The sequence below is a fragment of the Pseudomonas sp. NFACC16-2 genome (genome assembly GCF_900119205.1).
Taxonomy (GTDB): domain Bacteria; phylum Pseudomonadota; class Gammaproteobacteria; order Pseudomonadales; family Pseudomonadaceae; genus Aquipseudomonas; species Aquipseudomonas fluorescens_Q.
In genome coordinates, this window is the sequence record NZ_FPIX01000006.1 from 18,828 (window position 1) to 34,092 (window position 15,265).

The following is a 15,265-nucleotide window of genomic DNA, read 5'->3' on the forward strand; positions in this document are numbered from 1 at the left end:
TGAGGAACGATCTTCCACCGCCGCCGCGACCCGATCGTTCCCACGCTCTGCGTGGTAATGCATCCCGTGACGCTCTGCGTCACATCCAGAAGCGGAACGCGGAGCGCGGGAACGATCAAAAAGGGAACCAGGATCAGGCCTGCTTCGCAGGCCCGCGGGGCGGGATCTCCCTCGCCACAAAGGTAAGGCAGTGCCGGTTTATGCCAGGCTCTTGCTCACCACTTCGAACACATCGGCCGACAGCCCGCCGGACGCCAGGATGCGTTCCAGTTCGCCTTTCATCAACGCCTGGCGGGCGCTGTCGTATTTGCGCCAGCGAGTCAGCGGGGCCAGTTGCCGGGAGGCGATCTGGGGGTTGAGGCCATTGAGCTGAATGACCAGGTCCGCCAGGAAGCGATAACCCGAACCGTCGGCGGCGTGGAAGTTGATCAGGTTCTGCCCGGCAAACGCGCCGATCAGCGCCCGCACCTTGTTCGGGTTCTTGATATTGAACGCCGGGTGCTCCATCAATGCCTTGACCCGCGCCAGGCCACCCGGCAACGGGCTGCCAGCCTGGACGCTGAACCATTGGTCCATGACCAACGGGTTGCCCTTGAAGTTTTCCGCAAAGACTTCCAGGGCCTTGGCCTTCTCGGCTTCGAATGGCGAGTTGACCAGCACCGCCAGCGCAGTCAGGCGCTCGGTCATATTGTCGGCGGTGTCGAACTGCTCCAAAGTCGCACTCAGCACCTCAGGCTTGCCGGTGAGCATCAGGTACGACAGCGCGATGTTCTGCAACGCGCGACGGGCGAAATGCTCGGCCTCGGCCACGTAAGGCGTTTTCCTCGACAGGTCGCGGTTGGCTGCGTAACGCAGCCACAGGGCTTCAAACAGGTTCTCGGCCAACTGCTGACGGGCGAAGTCACGGGCGGCATGGATCGCCTCGACGTCAGCCACTTCGCTAATTTCCGTCAGGTAGGCTTCGCTTGGTAGCGAGAGCATTTCGGCGACCATGGCCTGGTCCAGGGATTCGTCCGACAGCACGCTGCGCAGAGCACTGACCAGGCGCGGATCCAGCGCCAGGCTGGCACCCTGCTGATGCTGGGCAATCAGTTCCTGCAACACCTGCACCGACAACTGCTGGCCGGCATCCCAGCGGTTGAAGCCGTCGCTGTCGTGCTGCATGAGGAACATCAACTGGTCGCGGTTGTACGGGAAGCTCAGCTTCACCGGCGCCGAGAAACCACGCAGCAATGAAGGCAGCGGCTGTTCGGCGACATCGAGGAAAGTGAAGGTCTGCTGGGCTTCGGTCACCGAGATCACTCGGGAGGTGCCGTCTGCCGCGGCTTCACCGACCAGGCGCAGAGGGATTTCAGCCCCCTTGCTGTCCAGCAGGCCAAGCTCCACGGGAATCACGAACGGCAGCTTTTCCATCTTGTCCGGGGTCGGCGGGCAACTCTGACTGAAGGTCAGGCTGTAGGTCCTGGCGGCGGCGTCATAAGACTCGCTCACCGCCAGCCGTGGTGTACCGGCCTGGCTGTACCAGCGCTTGAACTGGGCCAGGTCGACGCCGTTGGCATCTTCCATGGCCTTGATGAAGTCGTCGCAGGTCACGGCCTGGCCGTCGTGGCGTTCGAAGTACAGGTCACTGCCCTTGCGGAAACCTTCAGGCCCCAACAGGGTATGGATCATGCCAACCACTTCCGAGCCCTTTTCGTACACGGTCAGGGTGTAGAAGTTGGAAATCTCGATAAAACTGTCCGGACGCACCGGGTGCGCCATGGGACCGGCGTCTTCGGCGAACTGGTGGGTGCGCAGGTACGCCACGTCCTGGATGCGCTTGACCGTGGCCGAGTTCATGTCGGCCGAGAACCCGGCGTCGCGGAACACCGTGAAACCTTCCTTGAGCGACAGCTGGAACCAGTCGCGGCAGGTCACGCGGTTGCCCGACCAGTTGTGGAAATATTCGTGGGCCACGATCGCCTCGACCCGCTGGTGCGCAGCATCGGTGGCGGTTTCAGCGCGGGCCAGCACGGCGCTGGAGTTGAAGATATTGAGGCCCTTGTTCTCCATGGCGCCCATGTTGAAATCGTTGACCGCGACAATCATGAAGATGTCCAGGTCGTACTCACGCCCGTATACCTCTTCGTCCCAGCGCATCGACTTCTTCAGGCTGGTCATGGCGTGCTGGCATTTGTCGATGTTTTCCGGCTCGACATAGATGCGCAGCGCCACGGTGCGCTCGCTCAGGGTGGTGAAGGTGTCCTCGACGCACCACAGGTCGCCGGCCACCAGGGCAAACAGGTAGGCCGGCTTCTTGAACGGGTCTTCCCAGGTCGCCCAGTGCCGACCGTCTTCGCCGGGGCCGCTGGCAATCGGGTTGCCGTTGGACAGCAGCACCGGATAGCTGTGCTGCTCGGCCACCACGGTGGTGGTGAACTTGCTCATCACATCCGGGCGGTCCAGGTAATAGGTGATCTTGCGGAAACCCTCGGCCTCGCACTGGGTGCAGAACATGCTGCCGGACTTGTACAAACCTTCCAGGGCGGTGTTGGTTTCCGGGTGGATCCGGACGGTGGTGTCGACCGTGAAGGCCTGGGCCTTGGGGTGCAGGGTCAGGTGGCTGTCGTCCAACTGATAGTCGCCCTGCCCCAGGTCGGCGTCGTCGAGCTTGAGCGAGAGCAGTTCCAGGTGCTGGCCATCAAACACCAGCGGCGGTAGCCCGGCACCACGCTCGGGGTTGCGGCGCATCACCAGTTGCGCATGGACCAGGCTGTGGTCCTCGAACAACTCGAAGGTCAGGTGCGTCTCATCGATCAGGTATTCAGGGGCCTGATAGTCCTTCAGGTAAATCATCTTCGGCTGTTCGGTGCGCATGGGTCGAATCCTTCTACTGATGCACGGCGAGCTGGTAGGCCGTGTATTTACGAATATTGATCACGCCGGTGTCAAAAATCAGGTACTGGCCCTTGATTCCCAGCAGCGTGCCTTCGGCAATCGGGTTCTTGTCCAGGTTGAAGCTGACGATCTTGGCCGGGTATTGCTCCACCGGATAACGGATCTCGATGGGTTCGACGTCCGCTATGGTCTGGATCGCTTGCAAGCCAAATCGTTCCTGCAAGCCCTGCAATCCCTGGGCGCAACTTTCGAACAGCGCGTCGCGGATCGCCGGCAGGTCCACCGCCGCGGCGTCGCCCTTGAGCAAGGCGCGCCAGTTGGTCTTGTCCGCCACCTGGCTACGGAACAGGTCCTCGACAAACCCCGACTGCTGGCGGGTGGCGACCCGCAGGATCGGCAGCGCCTGGCTTGCCCCCTGGTCCAGCCAGCGGGTCGGCAGTTGCGTGGCGCGGGTGATGCCGACCTTCACGCCCGAGGAATTGGCCAGGTAGACCACATGATCGGTCATGCAGAACTGCTCGCCCCAAGCTGGATCGCGGCAGGTGCCCGCCTCGTAATGACAACGCTCGGGGCTCATGATGCACAGATCGCACTGGGCCAGCTTGGTCATGCAGGGGTAACAATATCCCTGGCTGAAGCTGGTCTTGGTCCGGCGTCCACAATGGGTGCAGTGGATCGCACCGAGGTACTCCAGGCGCACCGTGCTGCCGATCAACGGGTTGACCGGCACCTCGACATCGCCCAGGCGAAAGGCGTATTGAACGGTCGGCCCGTCAAGGCGCGCCGACATCTTGCTGATTGCACCGCGGCCAATCTCGATCAATGGATGGCGTCCGACTTGAACAGGATATTCGGCACTTCAGTGGACTTCGAATGGCATTCCTGCGCCCCCATGTAACCGGTGCGCTCGTCTTCGGGCAGGTTCTGGATTTCCCAGGCGATCATCGCCTGCAGCGACAGCTCGCGCTGCTCGGCGGTGAGCTTGTTGCCATCGGCCCATTTACCGATTTCCACCGCCAGTTTCAGGCTCCGGTAGATGTCGGGAGTGATGTTCTGGATCATTTCGTTGAAGGAAGCCATGGGTTCTCCGCGCAATTGCGCATTTTCAAAAGGCACAGGTACCGGTCAAAGGGCCATTTTACGGCGAGCGAACAGCCCGCCCAACAATCCCGTGAAGCACCCGACGAGCAGCCCGCCGACGTGAGCCGCATTGGCGATTTCACCGAAACCGATCAGCGAAACCAGCCCGGACAGGCACAGCAGCAACCACACCAGCATCATCACCAACACCCCGCGGGGCAAGTGATAGGCCGGGTTCGGTGCAAGCAGTTGGTAGATCCAGCAATGGCCCAGCAAGCCGTACAACACCCCCGACAACCCACCGAACAGTGTCGGGCCGCTGAAAAAATACTGGGCAAAATTGGAGACGAGGCTGAACAGCAGCGTCAGCCCCAATAAGTTGATGCCACCCTGGCGCGCTTCGATCCGCCGTCCCAGCTCCCAGTACCACATGCCATTCATGGCGATGTGCAGAAAGCCAAAGTGAATCAGCATCGGCGTCACCAGGCGCCACCACTGCCCCGCCGCCAGGCTATCGGCCAACGGCGTGAACTGGATGTAGTCGCCAACGACGCGGAACTCGAGGAAGGTCAGCCAGCGCAGGATCTCAAGATTCTCCCCCAGCAGGGTGACCGCGCTGACAATCAGGCTCAGCAACAACACCACGGCCGTCATTGGACTTCGCGTCAGTTGCTGGACGAACCCCGCTCGCCGGGAAGTGCCACCCGTGTCGGGCAGTTCCAACTGCTGATCGGGATCGCCGGCGGGAAAACGGGCGTACAACGAACGCACATCCTCACTGATTTCATCCGGTACCCAGAGCACCTGCTCGCCGGCCTCTTCGCTGACACGATGGGGTACCTGCATGCGTTGCAGCAGCTTGACGAAGCCACTCAAGTCCACGGCCAGGGGCAGGCGCAATACCGCGACGACACTCATTGCAGCACCTCCGGCCGCTCGACATCGACCCAGACGAACTTGTGCGGATCCAGGCGGGTTTCCTGGTCGAGGCGATAGGCGACCAACTTGCCGTAGAGCACTGCGCTGTAATCCAGGCAGGCCAGGTTCGGGCGGATCGGCGCGGGTTTGCCGCTGCGCCAGTAGTGGCCGACGAACAACAGCGGTTCGTGGACGCCATAGCGCAGCAGGTTGTTCTTTTCTTCGGGCGACAGCGGCGTGCGGGCCACCGGTTCCGGCAAGGCGTCGGGCTGGAAGACGATGTCGCCGTAGGTCTGCGGGTTGTCTTCCCAGAACTTGGTGCGGAAAAACGAACGGGTCAGGCCATCGCCACCGGTCAGCGTCAGGCCATGGGGCAGGCGCATGTCGGTGCCACGCAGCAAACGATCGAACACCGTGCAGGCAAAACTGCCCGGTTGCGCCGAGGCCTGGAGGAAATGTTCGTCGACACAACCCTCCGGGAACAGGCCACGCAGCGGTTCGATCAGGCCGGCGTCCCAACAGGCATGCACCACCCGGAACCGGCCAGCGTCGACAAACAGCGGCAGCTCGTAGAACCATTTGAGAAAGTCATGCCAGTCGCCGGGATGCTGCTCGAACTGAGTCAGGGTCTCGTTGAGCAGGCGGGCATGGCGTGGTGTGTGTTCGCGCACATAGCGCTGGCCGCTGCCCGGTAATGCCGGTGTGCTCCAGCCCAGGGCATTGAACTCGTGGTTGCCCATGATGCACAGCGCCTGGCCGGCCACGACCATGTCGTGGACGATGTGCAGCGCCTCGCGAATCCGCGGGCCACGGTCGATGATGTCCCCCAGGAACACAGCCATGCGCGACGGATGCCGCCAGACCCCGCCCTGCTTGTGGTAACCGAGTCGGTCCAGCAGGTGTTCCAGGGTCAGGGCGCATCCGTGCACGTCACCGATCAAATCGTAACTGCGCGCAGGATCGAGCATCAGTCGCCTCCACCCCCCAACCGACTTCCCCAGCCGAGCTTGGTCCGGCAGACTTCATAGTAATTGTGATCCAGCGGATGGATCAGGCGCAGCTTCTGCGCTTTTTTGCTGACGGTGATGGTGTCACCCGGCGCGCAGGTGAAATGGTTCTGGCCGTCACAGGACACTTGCGGGTAGATCTGCATATCCTTGGACACGACGATTTTCAGCTCACTGTTGCCATCGACCACAATCGGTCGCCCAGACAAGGTATGGGGGTACATGGGCACAATCACAATAGCGTCGAGCTTGGGGTGCATGATCGGTCCGCCGGCCGACAGTGCGTAGGCCGTGGAACCGGTCGGGGTCGCGACGATCAGGCCGTCGGCCTTTTGGCTGCAGACGAACTGGCCGTCGATGTACAGCTCGAATTCGATCATGCGCGTGGATTTGCCGGGGTGCAGCACCACGTCATTGAGGGCATCGCCCTGGCCGATGGCCTCGGCGTGACGACGGACCTCGGCTTGCAGCAGGAAACGGTTTTCCACCAGGTAGTGGCCGTCCAGCACCTCGGCGACCTTGGTTTCCAGCTCGTCAGGGCGGATATCGGTGAGAAACCCCAGGCTGCCCCGGTTGATCCCCAGCACCGGGATGTTGTGCCGCGCCAAGGCCCGGGCCGCGCCCAGCAAGCTGCCGTCGCCGCCGACCACGATGACCATGTCGCAGACCTCGCCCAGCATCTTGCGCGACGACGTCTGCAAGCCATGGCCCGGCAAGACTTCGGCGATGGTGTCTTCGAGGATCACATGCAGGTGTCGCTCCAGGAGGAAACGTTTGAGACGGCGAACGGTGTCCAACACCTGCGAACTGCCCAGGCGACCGATGATGCCGATATTGCGAAATTGCTCCATGAGGCTCCTGCGAGGGTCTGCGGCGGGCGAAAACCACGATTATGGGCGAAAGCGCTCCATAGACAAAATCCTTTAAGCCTTCACGTGGCGCAATGCTGTTATTCAAGGTTTACCTGAATCACCGTGGCGAGGGAGCTTGCTCCCGCTCGGTTGCGCAGCAACCGCCCCAACGGGCCTGCTTCGCAGTCCAGCGGGAGCAAGCTCCCTCGCCACAGGGGCTTTACCTTCCTGAATTGACAGCATTGGCCGCATAGCGGCTATGCTCGCCAAATGATCCTGTTCCCTGAATTGCTGGACTTGCCCCGCCGCCTGCGCCATCCCGAAGTGCGCGACCTCGCGTGGGCGATCATCGCCCCGCCGATGCTCATCGACACGCCCTGGCCCCAGCGCCATCCCCTGGCCGGCAGTGACTGGGTGCAGGATCCCCATCGACTGGAACACTGGCTGCGACAACTGGACCGCGACAGCTACCCGCTGCTGCACTGCCTGTCCCTGGGACGGACGCGACGCCTGGGCCTGTATTACGAAAGGCTGTGGCAGTTCGCCGTGCAGCACGCTCCCGGCATCGAGCTGATTGCCGCGAACCTGCCGATCCGCCACGAAGGCCATACCCTGGGCGAACTGGACCTGCTGCTGCGCGATCGTGACGGCATCCATCATCTGGAGCTGGCGATCAAGTTGTACCTCGGCCCGCAACAAGGTAACGGGCTGGACGCCGCGCAATGGCTGGGTCCGGGTTGCCATGACCGGCTTGACCGCAAGCTGGCCCATCTGCGCGAACACCAGTTGCCGATCTCGGCCCGCCCGGAAAGCCGCGAGGCCCTGGCGGCACTGGGTATTGAGCCGACCGGCCTCGAGGTATTCCACTCCGAGCTCTGGCTCGGCGGCTACCTGCTCTACCCCTGGCCGGGCCACGCCGACCCGCCGACCGGTGCGCACCCCCGGCATTTGCGGGGCAGTTGGCTGCATCAGCGGGATTGGCCTGCATTCATCGCCCAGCGCCCACCTGGGCGCTGGCAACCCCTGCCCCGCGCCGCCTGGTTGGCCCCGGCCCATTACCCGGCGGAGCAGACCTGGAGCACCGAGCAACTGGAGGCCTGGCGACAGGACCTCGACCCGATGGCGCCGGCGCAACTGATGGTGCGCCTGACTGAAAATGCCGAGGGAGAGTGGGAAGAAGCTGAGCGGCTATTCCTGGTGGCCGATCTTTGGCCGAATGTGCCGGGTAATGGCTGAGCCTTGCTGCCTGTCAGGGCCTCATCGCGAGCAAGCTCGCTCCCACAAGGGATCACATTCCTAGAGGATGTTGCATTCCAATGTGGGAGCTTGCTCGCGATGAGGCCAATTCGGTCTGGTCTAGAAGGACAACCGCACCGCCAGCGCCGCCAACGTCACCAGCAACACCGGCACCGTCAGCACGATCCCGACCTTGAAGTAGTACCCCCAGCCGATCTGGATATTCTTGCGCTCCAGCACATGCAACCACAGCAAGGTCGCCAGGCTGCCGATCGGGGTGATTTTCGGGCCCAGGTCGCTGCCGATGACGTTGGCGTAGATCATCGCCTCCTTCACCACCCCGGTGGCCTGGCTGGCATCGATGGACAAGGCGCCGACCAGCACCGTCGGCAAATTGTTCATGGCCGACGAGAGCAACGCCGTCAGCACGCCGGTGCCCATGGCCGCCCCCCACACGCCATATTCGGCAAAGCCGTCGAGCCAATGGGCCAGGTAGCCGGTCAGCCCGGCATTGCGCAGGCCATAGACCACCAGGTACATGCCGAGGGAGAAGATCACGATCTGCCAGGGCGCTTCCTTCATCGCCTTGCGGGTGGAAATCTTGTGGCCGCGGGCCGCGACCGCCAGCAGCAACGCGGCGCAGACTGCCGAGATCGCGCTGATGGGAATCCCCAGCGGCTCCAGCGCAAAGCAGCCCAGCAGCAGGATCACCAGCACCACCCAGCCGGCATAAAACGTTGCCTTGTCGTGGATCGCCGTCGCCGGATCGTCCAGTTGATCGGGGTCGTAGTCACCCGGGATGTCGCGACGAAAGAACCACAGCAAGATCGCCAGGCTGGCCGCCACGCTGACCAGGTTCACCGGCACCATGACCGCCGCGTAGCGGTTGAAGCCAATGCCGAAGAAGTCCGCCGAGACGATGTTCACCAGGTTCGATACCACCAGCGGCAGGCTCGCGCTGTCGGCAATGAAACCGGCGCCCATCACGAATGCCAGGGTCGCTGCCGGGGAAAACCGCAACGCCAGCAGCATCGAGATCACGATGGGCGTCAGGATCAACGCCGCCCCGTCATTGGCAAACAGCGCCGACACCAGCGCCCCCAGCAACACCATGAAGGCAAACAGCTTGCGCCCGCTGCCCTTTCCCCAACGGGCCACATGCAAGGCCGCCCAGGCAAAGAAGCCGGCCTCGTCCAGCAGCAGGCTGATGATGATCAGCGCGACAAACGTACCGGTAGCGTTCCAGATAATCTGCCAGACCAGTGCAATGTCACCGACCTGCACCACCCCGCTCAACAACGCCAGCAGCGCGCCGAGCGTCGCGCTCCAGCCGACGCCAAGCCCCTTGGGCTGCCAGATCACTAACGTAATGGTCAGCAGGAAAATCAATGACGCGATCAGCATGCGCAACAGCCTTGGAAGGAGGATTGAAAAGACGAAATCAGCAGCAACGCGCCACCGGACGATCAGCCATGGCACCCAATCGCTCGACATCCGCCATCAGCCACGCCGTGTTGGCTGCCAACGCCTGCTCCAGCAAATTGTTGACCCAGGCCGGCAACTGCGGATGCAGACGGTAGTAGACCCATTGCCCCTGGCGCCGATCGCTGAGCAGGCCGGCGTTACGCAACTGCGCCAGGTGCCGGGAGATCTTCGGCTGGCTCAGGTCCAGCGCGGCGGTGAGTTCACAGACACACAACTCGCCTTCACGGGCCACCAGCAGCGCAATGCGCGTACGGGTGTCGTCGGCCAGCGCCTTGAAGACATCGACGGGATTGTGGGAATCAGACATGGCTAAGGACGGCCTGGAGGTACGAAGGGGCGAATATATGGAAATTCGAATATCCAGTAAAGCGGGGATTTGAAGTTGCACCTGCACTTGCAGATGTACATGCACTTGTGGCGAGGGGATTTATCCCCGTTGGGGTGCGAAGCAGCCCGGTGTGTTAGACACTTGGGTGGGGGGCGCTTCGCACCCCAGCGGGGATAAATCCCCTCGCCACATAAATCCCCTCGCCACAAAGGTGCTTGGCTTGAAGTTCCAGAGGAGCCATCAGGCCTTCTTGTGCTGCTCGACCCACTTGCCATAGGCATCGATGAATGTCTGCAGGAACGGCCGCACGGACTCCGAGAGATTGCCCGCCTCATCGAACGCCGTCCCGGCGCCGCTCAGGTAGGCTTCCGGTTGCTGCATGCAAGGCACATTGAGGAACACCAGGGACTGGCGCAAATGATGGTTGGCACCAAAACCACCGATGGCGCCCGGCGATGCACTGATCACCGCGCCCGGCTTGCCACTCAGGCAACTCTGGCCATAGGGACGCGAGCCGACATCGATGGCATTTTTCAGCGGCGCCGGTACCGAGCGGTTGTACTCTGGGGTGACGAACAACAAGGCGTCGGCCGCGCCCACCTGCTGGCGGAATGCGGTGTAGGCTGCCGGCGGCGCTACATCAATGTCTTCGTTATAAAGTGCAAGCTCGCCGATCTCGACGATGTTCAGCTTGAGGTTCGCTGGCGCCAGGTCAGCCAGTGCCAGCGCCACCTTGCGGTTGATCGATGCCTTGCGCAGGCTGCCCACCAAAACGGCCACCGTGTAGACATTACTCATGAGAGGCTTCTCGACTATCGGCTCAAAGGAGCCTGTAGTTATAGATGATCGGGGTGACAATTGGACCAGTGGAGCGACGAAAACCTGTCGGCTGGACTATTTTTTTCATGTAGGAAAACTTACCGCGCTTGACCAGGGTCTACAGAACCGCAAATCGAGTGATTTATTTCCAGAGGTTCTAAGCGATGGCAGCAGTACTTGTCGGACAATTTCATGCGCGGGACGCCGAAGGTCGCGTCTATTCGGTGCATGAGTTTCAGGAATCGACCCCGTCGCCCGACGGAAACGGCAAGGAGCCTGTCACCACTTATAAGTTGGCTATCGGTGATCGAGTCAACAAACTCGAAGACGGAAAATTCATTCTGGTGCAATCTCAGATCGAACTGACCCGCGAACCGGAAACGTCACTGCAAGCTCAAGCACCCACTGAAACGCAAATAGCTTCATAACCGGCAGTTATGAGCAGAAGTCGTGCCCGGACTTGGGTTAGGATTCAGCCACTCAATGGCTCACCCGCCGAACATGGACTTCTTGCATGCGTTTACGCCACATCGAAGTGATCCAGGCGCTGCTGCAGACCGGTCACCTCGGCACGGCGGCCGAATGGCTGCAACTGCCGGTGGCGGAGGTCGAGGCGATCCTGCGCGATGCCGAGGCACAGTTGGGCTTCATGCTGTTTGCCAGCGTGCGCGGGCGCCTGCAGGCCACCCGGGAAACCCTTGAACTGCGCGACGGTATCACGCGGGTGTACGACACCCTCGAACCGGTGCAGCGCCTGGCCAGCAGCCTGAAACATTATCAGGCGCCACCCTTGCGCATTATCTGCACCCCGCCGCTGGCCCAGCAGTTGTTGCCCCAGAGCATCGCCGCCCTGCGTCGCCGCCATCCCGATGCGCCCTGCACCCTGCTCAGCCAACCGACCCGCGACATCGTCCACAGCCTGCTGTTGCGTGAAAGTGACCTGGGCCTGAGCTTGCACGACCCCGAACACCCCGACATCCATTGCCAGATGATCGCCCAGGGCAAATTGCAATTGCTGGCACCTCACGGCTGGCTGCAACCACGACAGAAATACATTTCGCTCCAGGACCTGGCAGGCCAGCCGTTGGTAGGCCTGGATGGCCATGACCCGCTGAGCCCGGCGTTCGAGCATAAACTGGCGGCGCTGCGTCCGGCGCCGATGATCCAGATCCGCGTCCAGACCCATCAAATGATGCGCGCGATGGTCGAGGCCGGCGAAGGCCTTGCCATCGTCGACCCGTTCACTGCCTCGGGTGCCAAGGGCAGTGGCCTGGACGTCTGCCCGGTATCGCCCGCCATTGCGATTGGTCTCTATTCCCTGAGCCTGAACGGCACGCCGCCCTCACCCGCTGTCCAATCGCTGCTGGAACGGATTACGGAACAAGCCGAGGCGTTGCTGAGCCACTGATCGACATGCCCAGCGGATCGTCGAACAGCCGGTACCAGAACAACGCCACTTCGGCGGTATGCCGGTCAATGCCGCGATAGCGCAGGTGATCGATACCACCGAGCACGTAGCCGCAACGCTCATAGAGCCGGCATGCACCCAGATTGTTGTTCTGGGTTTCGAGCATGATGCCCGGCAGTTTTTTCTTGCGGCTCCAGAACTGGGCGACATCGAGCAATGCCTTGGCCACCCCGTGACGACGGGCCGGGGCGTGCACCGCCAACTCGTCGATGTGGGCGTAGCCGTTCCAGTTGGTACTGACGACCAGATGCCCCACGGGCTGGTCGTCGAGATAGGCCATGAAAATCTCGCTGTCCGGGGCATTGCGGAAGCTGCTGAATTCCTCGGGATCGATGCCATAGCACTTGCGATAGGGAACAATGGGCGTCACCGGCCATTGGCTGACGGGCCGGCCAATCTGCGCCGTCGCGTAGTCGCTGACTTCGAAGCTGAAGTCACTGCCCCAGATATAAGCGGCAAAGCCGTCATCGACGACGCGCACCGACAACCCGGGGTATTTGGGATTCATGACCGGTTGCATACTGGGGAAGGTCCTCATTCCTTGAGACAACCAACGGCGTGGTGCCATCCATTGCCCTTGTCTTTCAAATCTTCACACATCAAGCGGGATCCATAGCCTGCCAGTTACCTCAGGGTAGAAGGTCGTGGCGATTGTGGCGAGAAATGAACGATGGATGCAGTAGCTCACACAAGGATTGCCTGGATCATTGTGGCGAGGGAGCTTGCTCCCGCTCGGTTGCGCAGCAACCGCTCCAGGGGGCCTGCTTCGCAGTCCAGCGGGAGCAAGTTCCCTCGCCACAGGCTCTTTACTTACCTTGAATGAACAGCCTGGCTCTCACAGGGTTTCATCAGTGCGTGGCGGCCTGTGCCTCGGCCAACTGCGTCCACAATGCCGGAGCGCCTGCAGACTTGGCGATGGCTTCCAGACGCGCGGCATGTTCGGCCAGGTCGCTTTCGCTGGCGCGGATAATCCGCGATGGCTGGCGGTCAGCGGGCAAACGCCGGATCTCCGTGGCCTGGTTGCCGGAGCCTTCGCCGGTACCATTGCCGTCCGAGGCGTTACCGGCCAGGGACAGGCTGGTCTGGCCGCCGGTCATGGTCAGGTAGACGTCGGCCAGGATCTCGGAGTCAAGCAAGGCGCCGTGCAGTTCACGACCGGAGTTGTCGACGCCATAGCGCTTGCACAAGGCGTCGAGGCTGTTGCGCTGCCCAGGGTGACGTTCCCTGGCCATCATCAGGGTGTCGAGGATGGTGCAATGCCGGGTAATGTCAGCCCGGTCGTGCTGGCCCATCAGGGCGAATTCGTTGTTGATGAACCCGACGTCGAACGCCGCGTTGTGGATGATCAACTGCGCACCCTGGATGAATTCGAAGAACTCGTCGGCCACTTCAGCGAAACGCGGCTTGCCCACCAGAAATTCGTTGGTGATGCCGTGCACGCCGATGGCGCCTTCGTCGCTTTCGCGATCCGGTTGCAGGTAAACGTGGAAATGGCGACCGGTCAGGCGCCGGCCGATCAGCTCGACACAACCGATTTCAATAATCCGGTGACCATCGGTCACCGGCATGCCGGTGGTTTCGGTATCCAGTACTACAGATCTGTTGGCCATCAGTGTTCAGCTCTCAGCGGGCAGTCTTGCAAAAGCGCGGATCTTAACACGCTCCGAGGGAATGACTGACCACAGCTTATGGCGAGGGGATTTATCCCCGCTGGGCTGCGAAGCAGTCCTAAAGCCAGGCACCACGGTGCGCCAGGAAGATTGAAGGGGGTCGCTTCGCGCCCCAGCGGGGATAAATCCCCTCGCCACAAGTGCGCATGCTTCAGTGGCCATGGTTGCATCAAGCCTGCTTGTAGCCCCGCACCTCATCCACCCCACGGTTGGCCAACTGGTCGGCCCGTTCGTTGCCGTGGTGGCCGATGTGGCCGCGCACCCATTTCCAGGTGACGTTGTGACGGTTGACCTGTTCATCGAGCAACTTCCAGAGGTCGGCGTTTTTTACCGGTTCCTTCGCCGCCGTCTTCCAGCCGCGCTTCTTCCAGTTCGCCATCCATTCGTTGATGCCTTTCATGACGTACTGGGAGTCGGTCACCAGCAGCACATCGCAGGGCCGCTTGAGCTCCTCCAGGCCACGGATGGCGCCCATCAGTTCCATGCGATTGTTGGTGGTATTGGCTTCGCCGCCCCAGAGCTCCTTCTCCACGCCCTTGCACACCAGCAACGCGCCCCAGCCGCCCGGACCAGGGTTGCCCTTGCAGGCGCCATCAGTGAAGAGTTCTACGCTATCGCTCATGCCAATCTATCCAGGAAAAAAAGCAAAGGCCCGCCGATCAGGCCCGACAACACCCGCAGCCCAATGCCGGCAAGCACCAGTGAAAAAGGTTACGGCTCGATGTGGCGACGATTGACCTTGGCCATCGGCAAAGGAATCAGCTTGCCCATCGGCTCGCGTCGCGCCTGGCGCACCGGGCGCAGCCCGACCGCGATCTTGCGTGCCACCAGCAGGTAGAAACCACCACCGGAGAGCTGCCAGTCACCGGCCTTGCGCTCCCAGCCAGCCAGGCGCGCCTGCCACTTGGGCGACGCGAGCGGCGGACGATAGCACCCGAAGCGGCGTTTCTCCAGCGCAAAGCCCAGCAGGTTGAGCCAGTCGCCGACCCTCGACGCCGAGATGCAGCGAGCCTGGCGCAAGGCATCATGGGCAAACACATGACGCAAGCCCCAAGCGCTCCAGGGGTTGATGCCGATGATCAACAGATGCCCGCCGGGACGCACGCTGCTGGCGGCTTCACGCAACAGACCGTGGGGCGACAGGCAGAAATCCAGGCCGTGCTGCATGACCACCACGTCGGCGGCATGTTCGCTCAACGGCCAGGCCTGCTCCTCGCAGACGATTTCCACCCCGGGCAACGGCGCCCCCAGGCGCACGTTGCGCTGGACTTGCGGCGCCGACGGCGGCGTTTGCGCCGAAGGGCCGTAGTGCACCAGATAGCCGCCGAAGAACCGACCCAACTCGTCTTCGAGCATGCGCCGTTCTTCTTCCAGCAAAAATTGCCCGACAGGGCCGGACAGCCATTCACGGGCGGCGCTGATCAACGCCAGCCAGTCAGGATCAGCCTGAGCGAACGCTTCATCGGTCATTGCATTCTCCAACGCGTCAGGAAGTTCTAAGATGCGCCTTTGTTTTCCGCTTGGCG

Annotated in this window: 16 protein-coding genes; 3 read left to right on the forward strand and 13 right to left on the reverse strand. The window is 62.0% G+C overall.

Features of this window, described 5'->3' with window-relative positions; all coding sequences use genetic code 11:
- Positions 1-198: 198 nt before the first annotated feature.
- From pepN to BT116_RS07435, 6 genes are read right to left on the reverse strand one after another with little or no spacing between them, the layout of a single operon-like run.
- Positions 199-2,856, reverse strand: a complete 2,658-nt coding sequence (gene pepN / locus BT116_RS07410) for an aminopeptidase N (protein WP_072341746.1) — start codon at positions 2,854-2,856, stop codon at positions 199-201.
- 13 nt (positions 2,857-2,869) lie between these two features.
- A complete protein-coding gene (locus BT116_RS07415) occupies positions 2,870-3,700 on the reverse strand; it encodes a DUF2797 domain-containing protein (protein ID WP_072341749.1) in 831 nt (276 codons plus the stop codon).
- Entirely contained in the window at positions 3,697-3,957 is a 261-nt protein-coding gene (locus BT116_RS07420; RefSeq protein WP_063320747.1) for a YeaC family protein, read from the reverse strand. Before BT116_RS07420 ends, BT116_RS07415 begins: the two co-directional genes overlap by 4 nt.
- 45 nt (positions 3,958-4,002) lie before the next feature.
- Positions 4,003-4,875: a rhomboid family intramembrane serine protease gene (locus tag BT116_RS07425; protein WP_072341751.1), complete on the reverse strand. Its 873-nt coding sequence runs from the start codon at positions 4,873-4,875 to the stop codon at positions 4,003-4,005.
- Positions 4,872-5,846, reverse strand: a complete 975-nt coding sequence (locus BT116_RS07430; RefSeq protein WP_170845917.1) for a metallophosphoesterase — start codon at positions 5,844-5,846, stop codon at positions 4,872-4,874. The genes BT116_RS07425 and BT116_RS07430 overlap by 4 nt, the downstream gene beginning before the upstream one ends.
- A complete protein-coding gene (locus BT116_RS07435) occupies positions 5,843-6,733 on the reverse strand; it encodes an NAD(+) kinase (RefSeq protein WP_003202709.1) in 891 nt (296 codons plus the stop codon). Before BT116_RS07435 ends, BT116_RS07430 begins: the two co-directional genes overlap by 4 nt.
- A gap of 270 nt (positions 6,734-7,003) precedes the next feature.
- Between BT116_RS07435 and BT116_RS07440 the strand changes: the two genes are divergently transcribed.
- Positions 7,004-7,969 (forward strand): DUF1853 family protein, encoded by a 966-nt coding sequence (locus BT116_RS07440; protein ID WP_072341756.1) that lies wholly within the window; start codon positions 7,004-7,006, stop codon positions 7,967-7,969.
- A 120-nt stretch (positions 7,970-8,089) separates the two neighbouring features.
- Here the strand turns inward: BT116_RS07440 and BT116_RS07445 are convergent, their stop codons facing one another.
- From BT116_RS07445 to BT116_RS07455, 3 genes are all read right to left on the reverse strand, one after another.
- The gene (locus BT116_RS07445) at positions 8,090-9,373 is read right to left on the reverse strand and encodes an arsenic transporter (RefSeq protein WP_072341759.1); all 1,284 of its coding nucleotides are present in this window, start codon (positions 9,371-9,373) and stop codon (positions 8,090-8,092) included.
- 37 nt (positions 9,374-9,410) lie between these two features.
- On the reverse strand, positions 9,411-9,761 hold the full coding sequence (locus BT116_RS07450) for a metalloregulator ArsR/SmtB family transcription factor (protein WP_072341761.1): 351 nt from the start codon (positions 9,759-9,761) through the stop codon (positions 9,411-9,413).
- Positions 9,762-10,022: 261 nt separating this feature from the next.
- Positions 10,023-10,580, reverse strand: coding sequence for an NADPH-dependent FMN reductase (locus BT116_RS07455; protein WP_072341764.1), 558 nt, complete (start codon positions 10,578-10,580; stop codon positions 10,023-10,025).
- A 185-nt stretch (positions 10,581-10,765) separates the two neighbouring features.
- Between BT116_RS07455 and BT116_RS07460 the strand changes: the two genes are divergently transcribed.
- Both BT116_RS07460 and BT116_RS07465 read left to right on the forward strand, forming a co-directional pair.
- Positions 10,766-11,029, forward strand: coding sequence for a hypothetical protein (locus tag BT116_RS07460; protein WP_072341767.1), 264 nt, complete (start codon positions 10,766-10,768; stop codon positions 11,027-11,029).
- Positions 11,030-11,115: 86 nt separating this feature from the next.
- Positions 11,116-12,009 (forward strand): LysR family transcriptional regulator, encoded by an 894-nt coding sequence (locus BT116_RS07465; protein WP_072341770.1) that lies wholly within the window; start codon positions 11,116-11,118, stop codon positions 12,007-12,009.
- Here BT116_RS07465 and BT116_RS07470 read toward each other — a convergent pair.
- The 4 genes from BT116_RS07470 to BT116_RS07485 form a co-directional block, all read right to left on the reverse strand.
- The gene (locus tag BT116_RS07470) at positions 11,975-12,589 is read right to left on the reverse strand and encodes a GNAT family N-acetyltransferase (RefSeq protein ID WP_072341773.1); all 615 of its coding nucleotides are present in this window, start codon (positions 12,587-12,589) and stop codon (positions 11,975-11,977) included. The two genes, BT116_RS07465 and BT116_RS07470, sit on opposite strands and share 35 nt — an antisense overlap.
- A gap of 328 nt (positions 12,590-12,917) precedes the next feature.
- Positions 12,918-13,679, reverse strand: a complete 762-nt coding sequence (gene dnaQ, locus BT116_RS07475; protein WP_072341776.1) for a DNA polymerase III subunit epsilon — start codon at positions 13,677-13,679, stop codon at positions 12,918-12,920.
- A 229-nt stretch (positions 13,680-13,908) separates the two neighbouring features.
- Positions 13,909-14,361 (reverse strand): ribonuclease HI, encoded by a 453-nt coding sequence (gene rnhA / locus BT116_RS07480; protein WP_030142629.1) that lies wholly within the window; start codon positions 14,359-14,361, stop codon positions 13,909-13,911.
- An 89-nt stretch (positions 14,362-14,450) separates the two neighbouring features.
- The gene (locus tag BT116_RS07485; RefSeq protein ID WP_057452232.1) at positions 14,451-15,209 is read right to left on the reverse strand and encodes a class I SAM-dependent methyltransferase; all 759 of its coding nucleotides are present in this window, start codon (positions 15,207-15,209) and stop codon (positions 14,451-14,453) included.
- Positions 15,210-15,265: the final 56 nt, after the last annotated feature.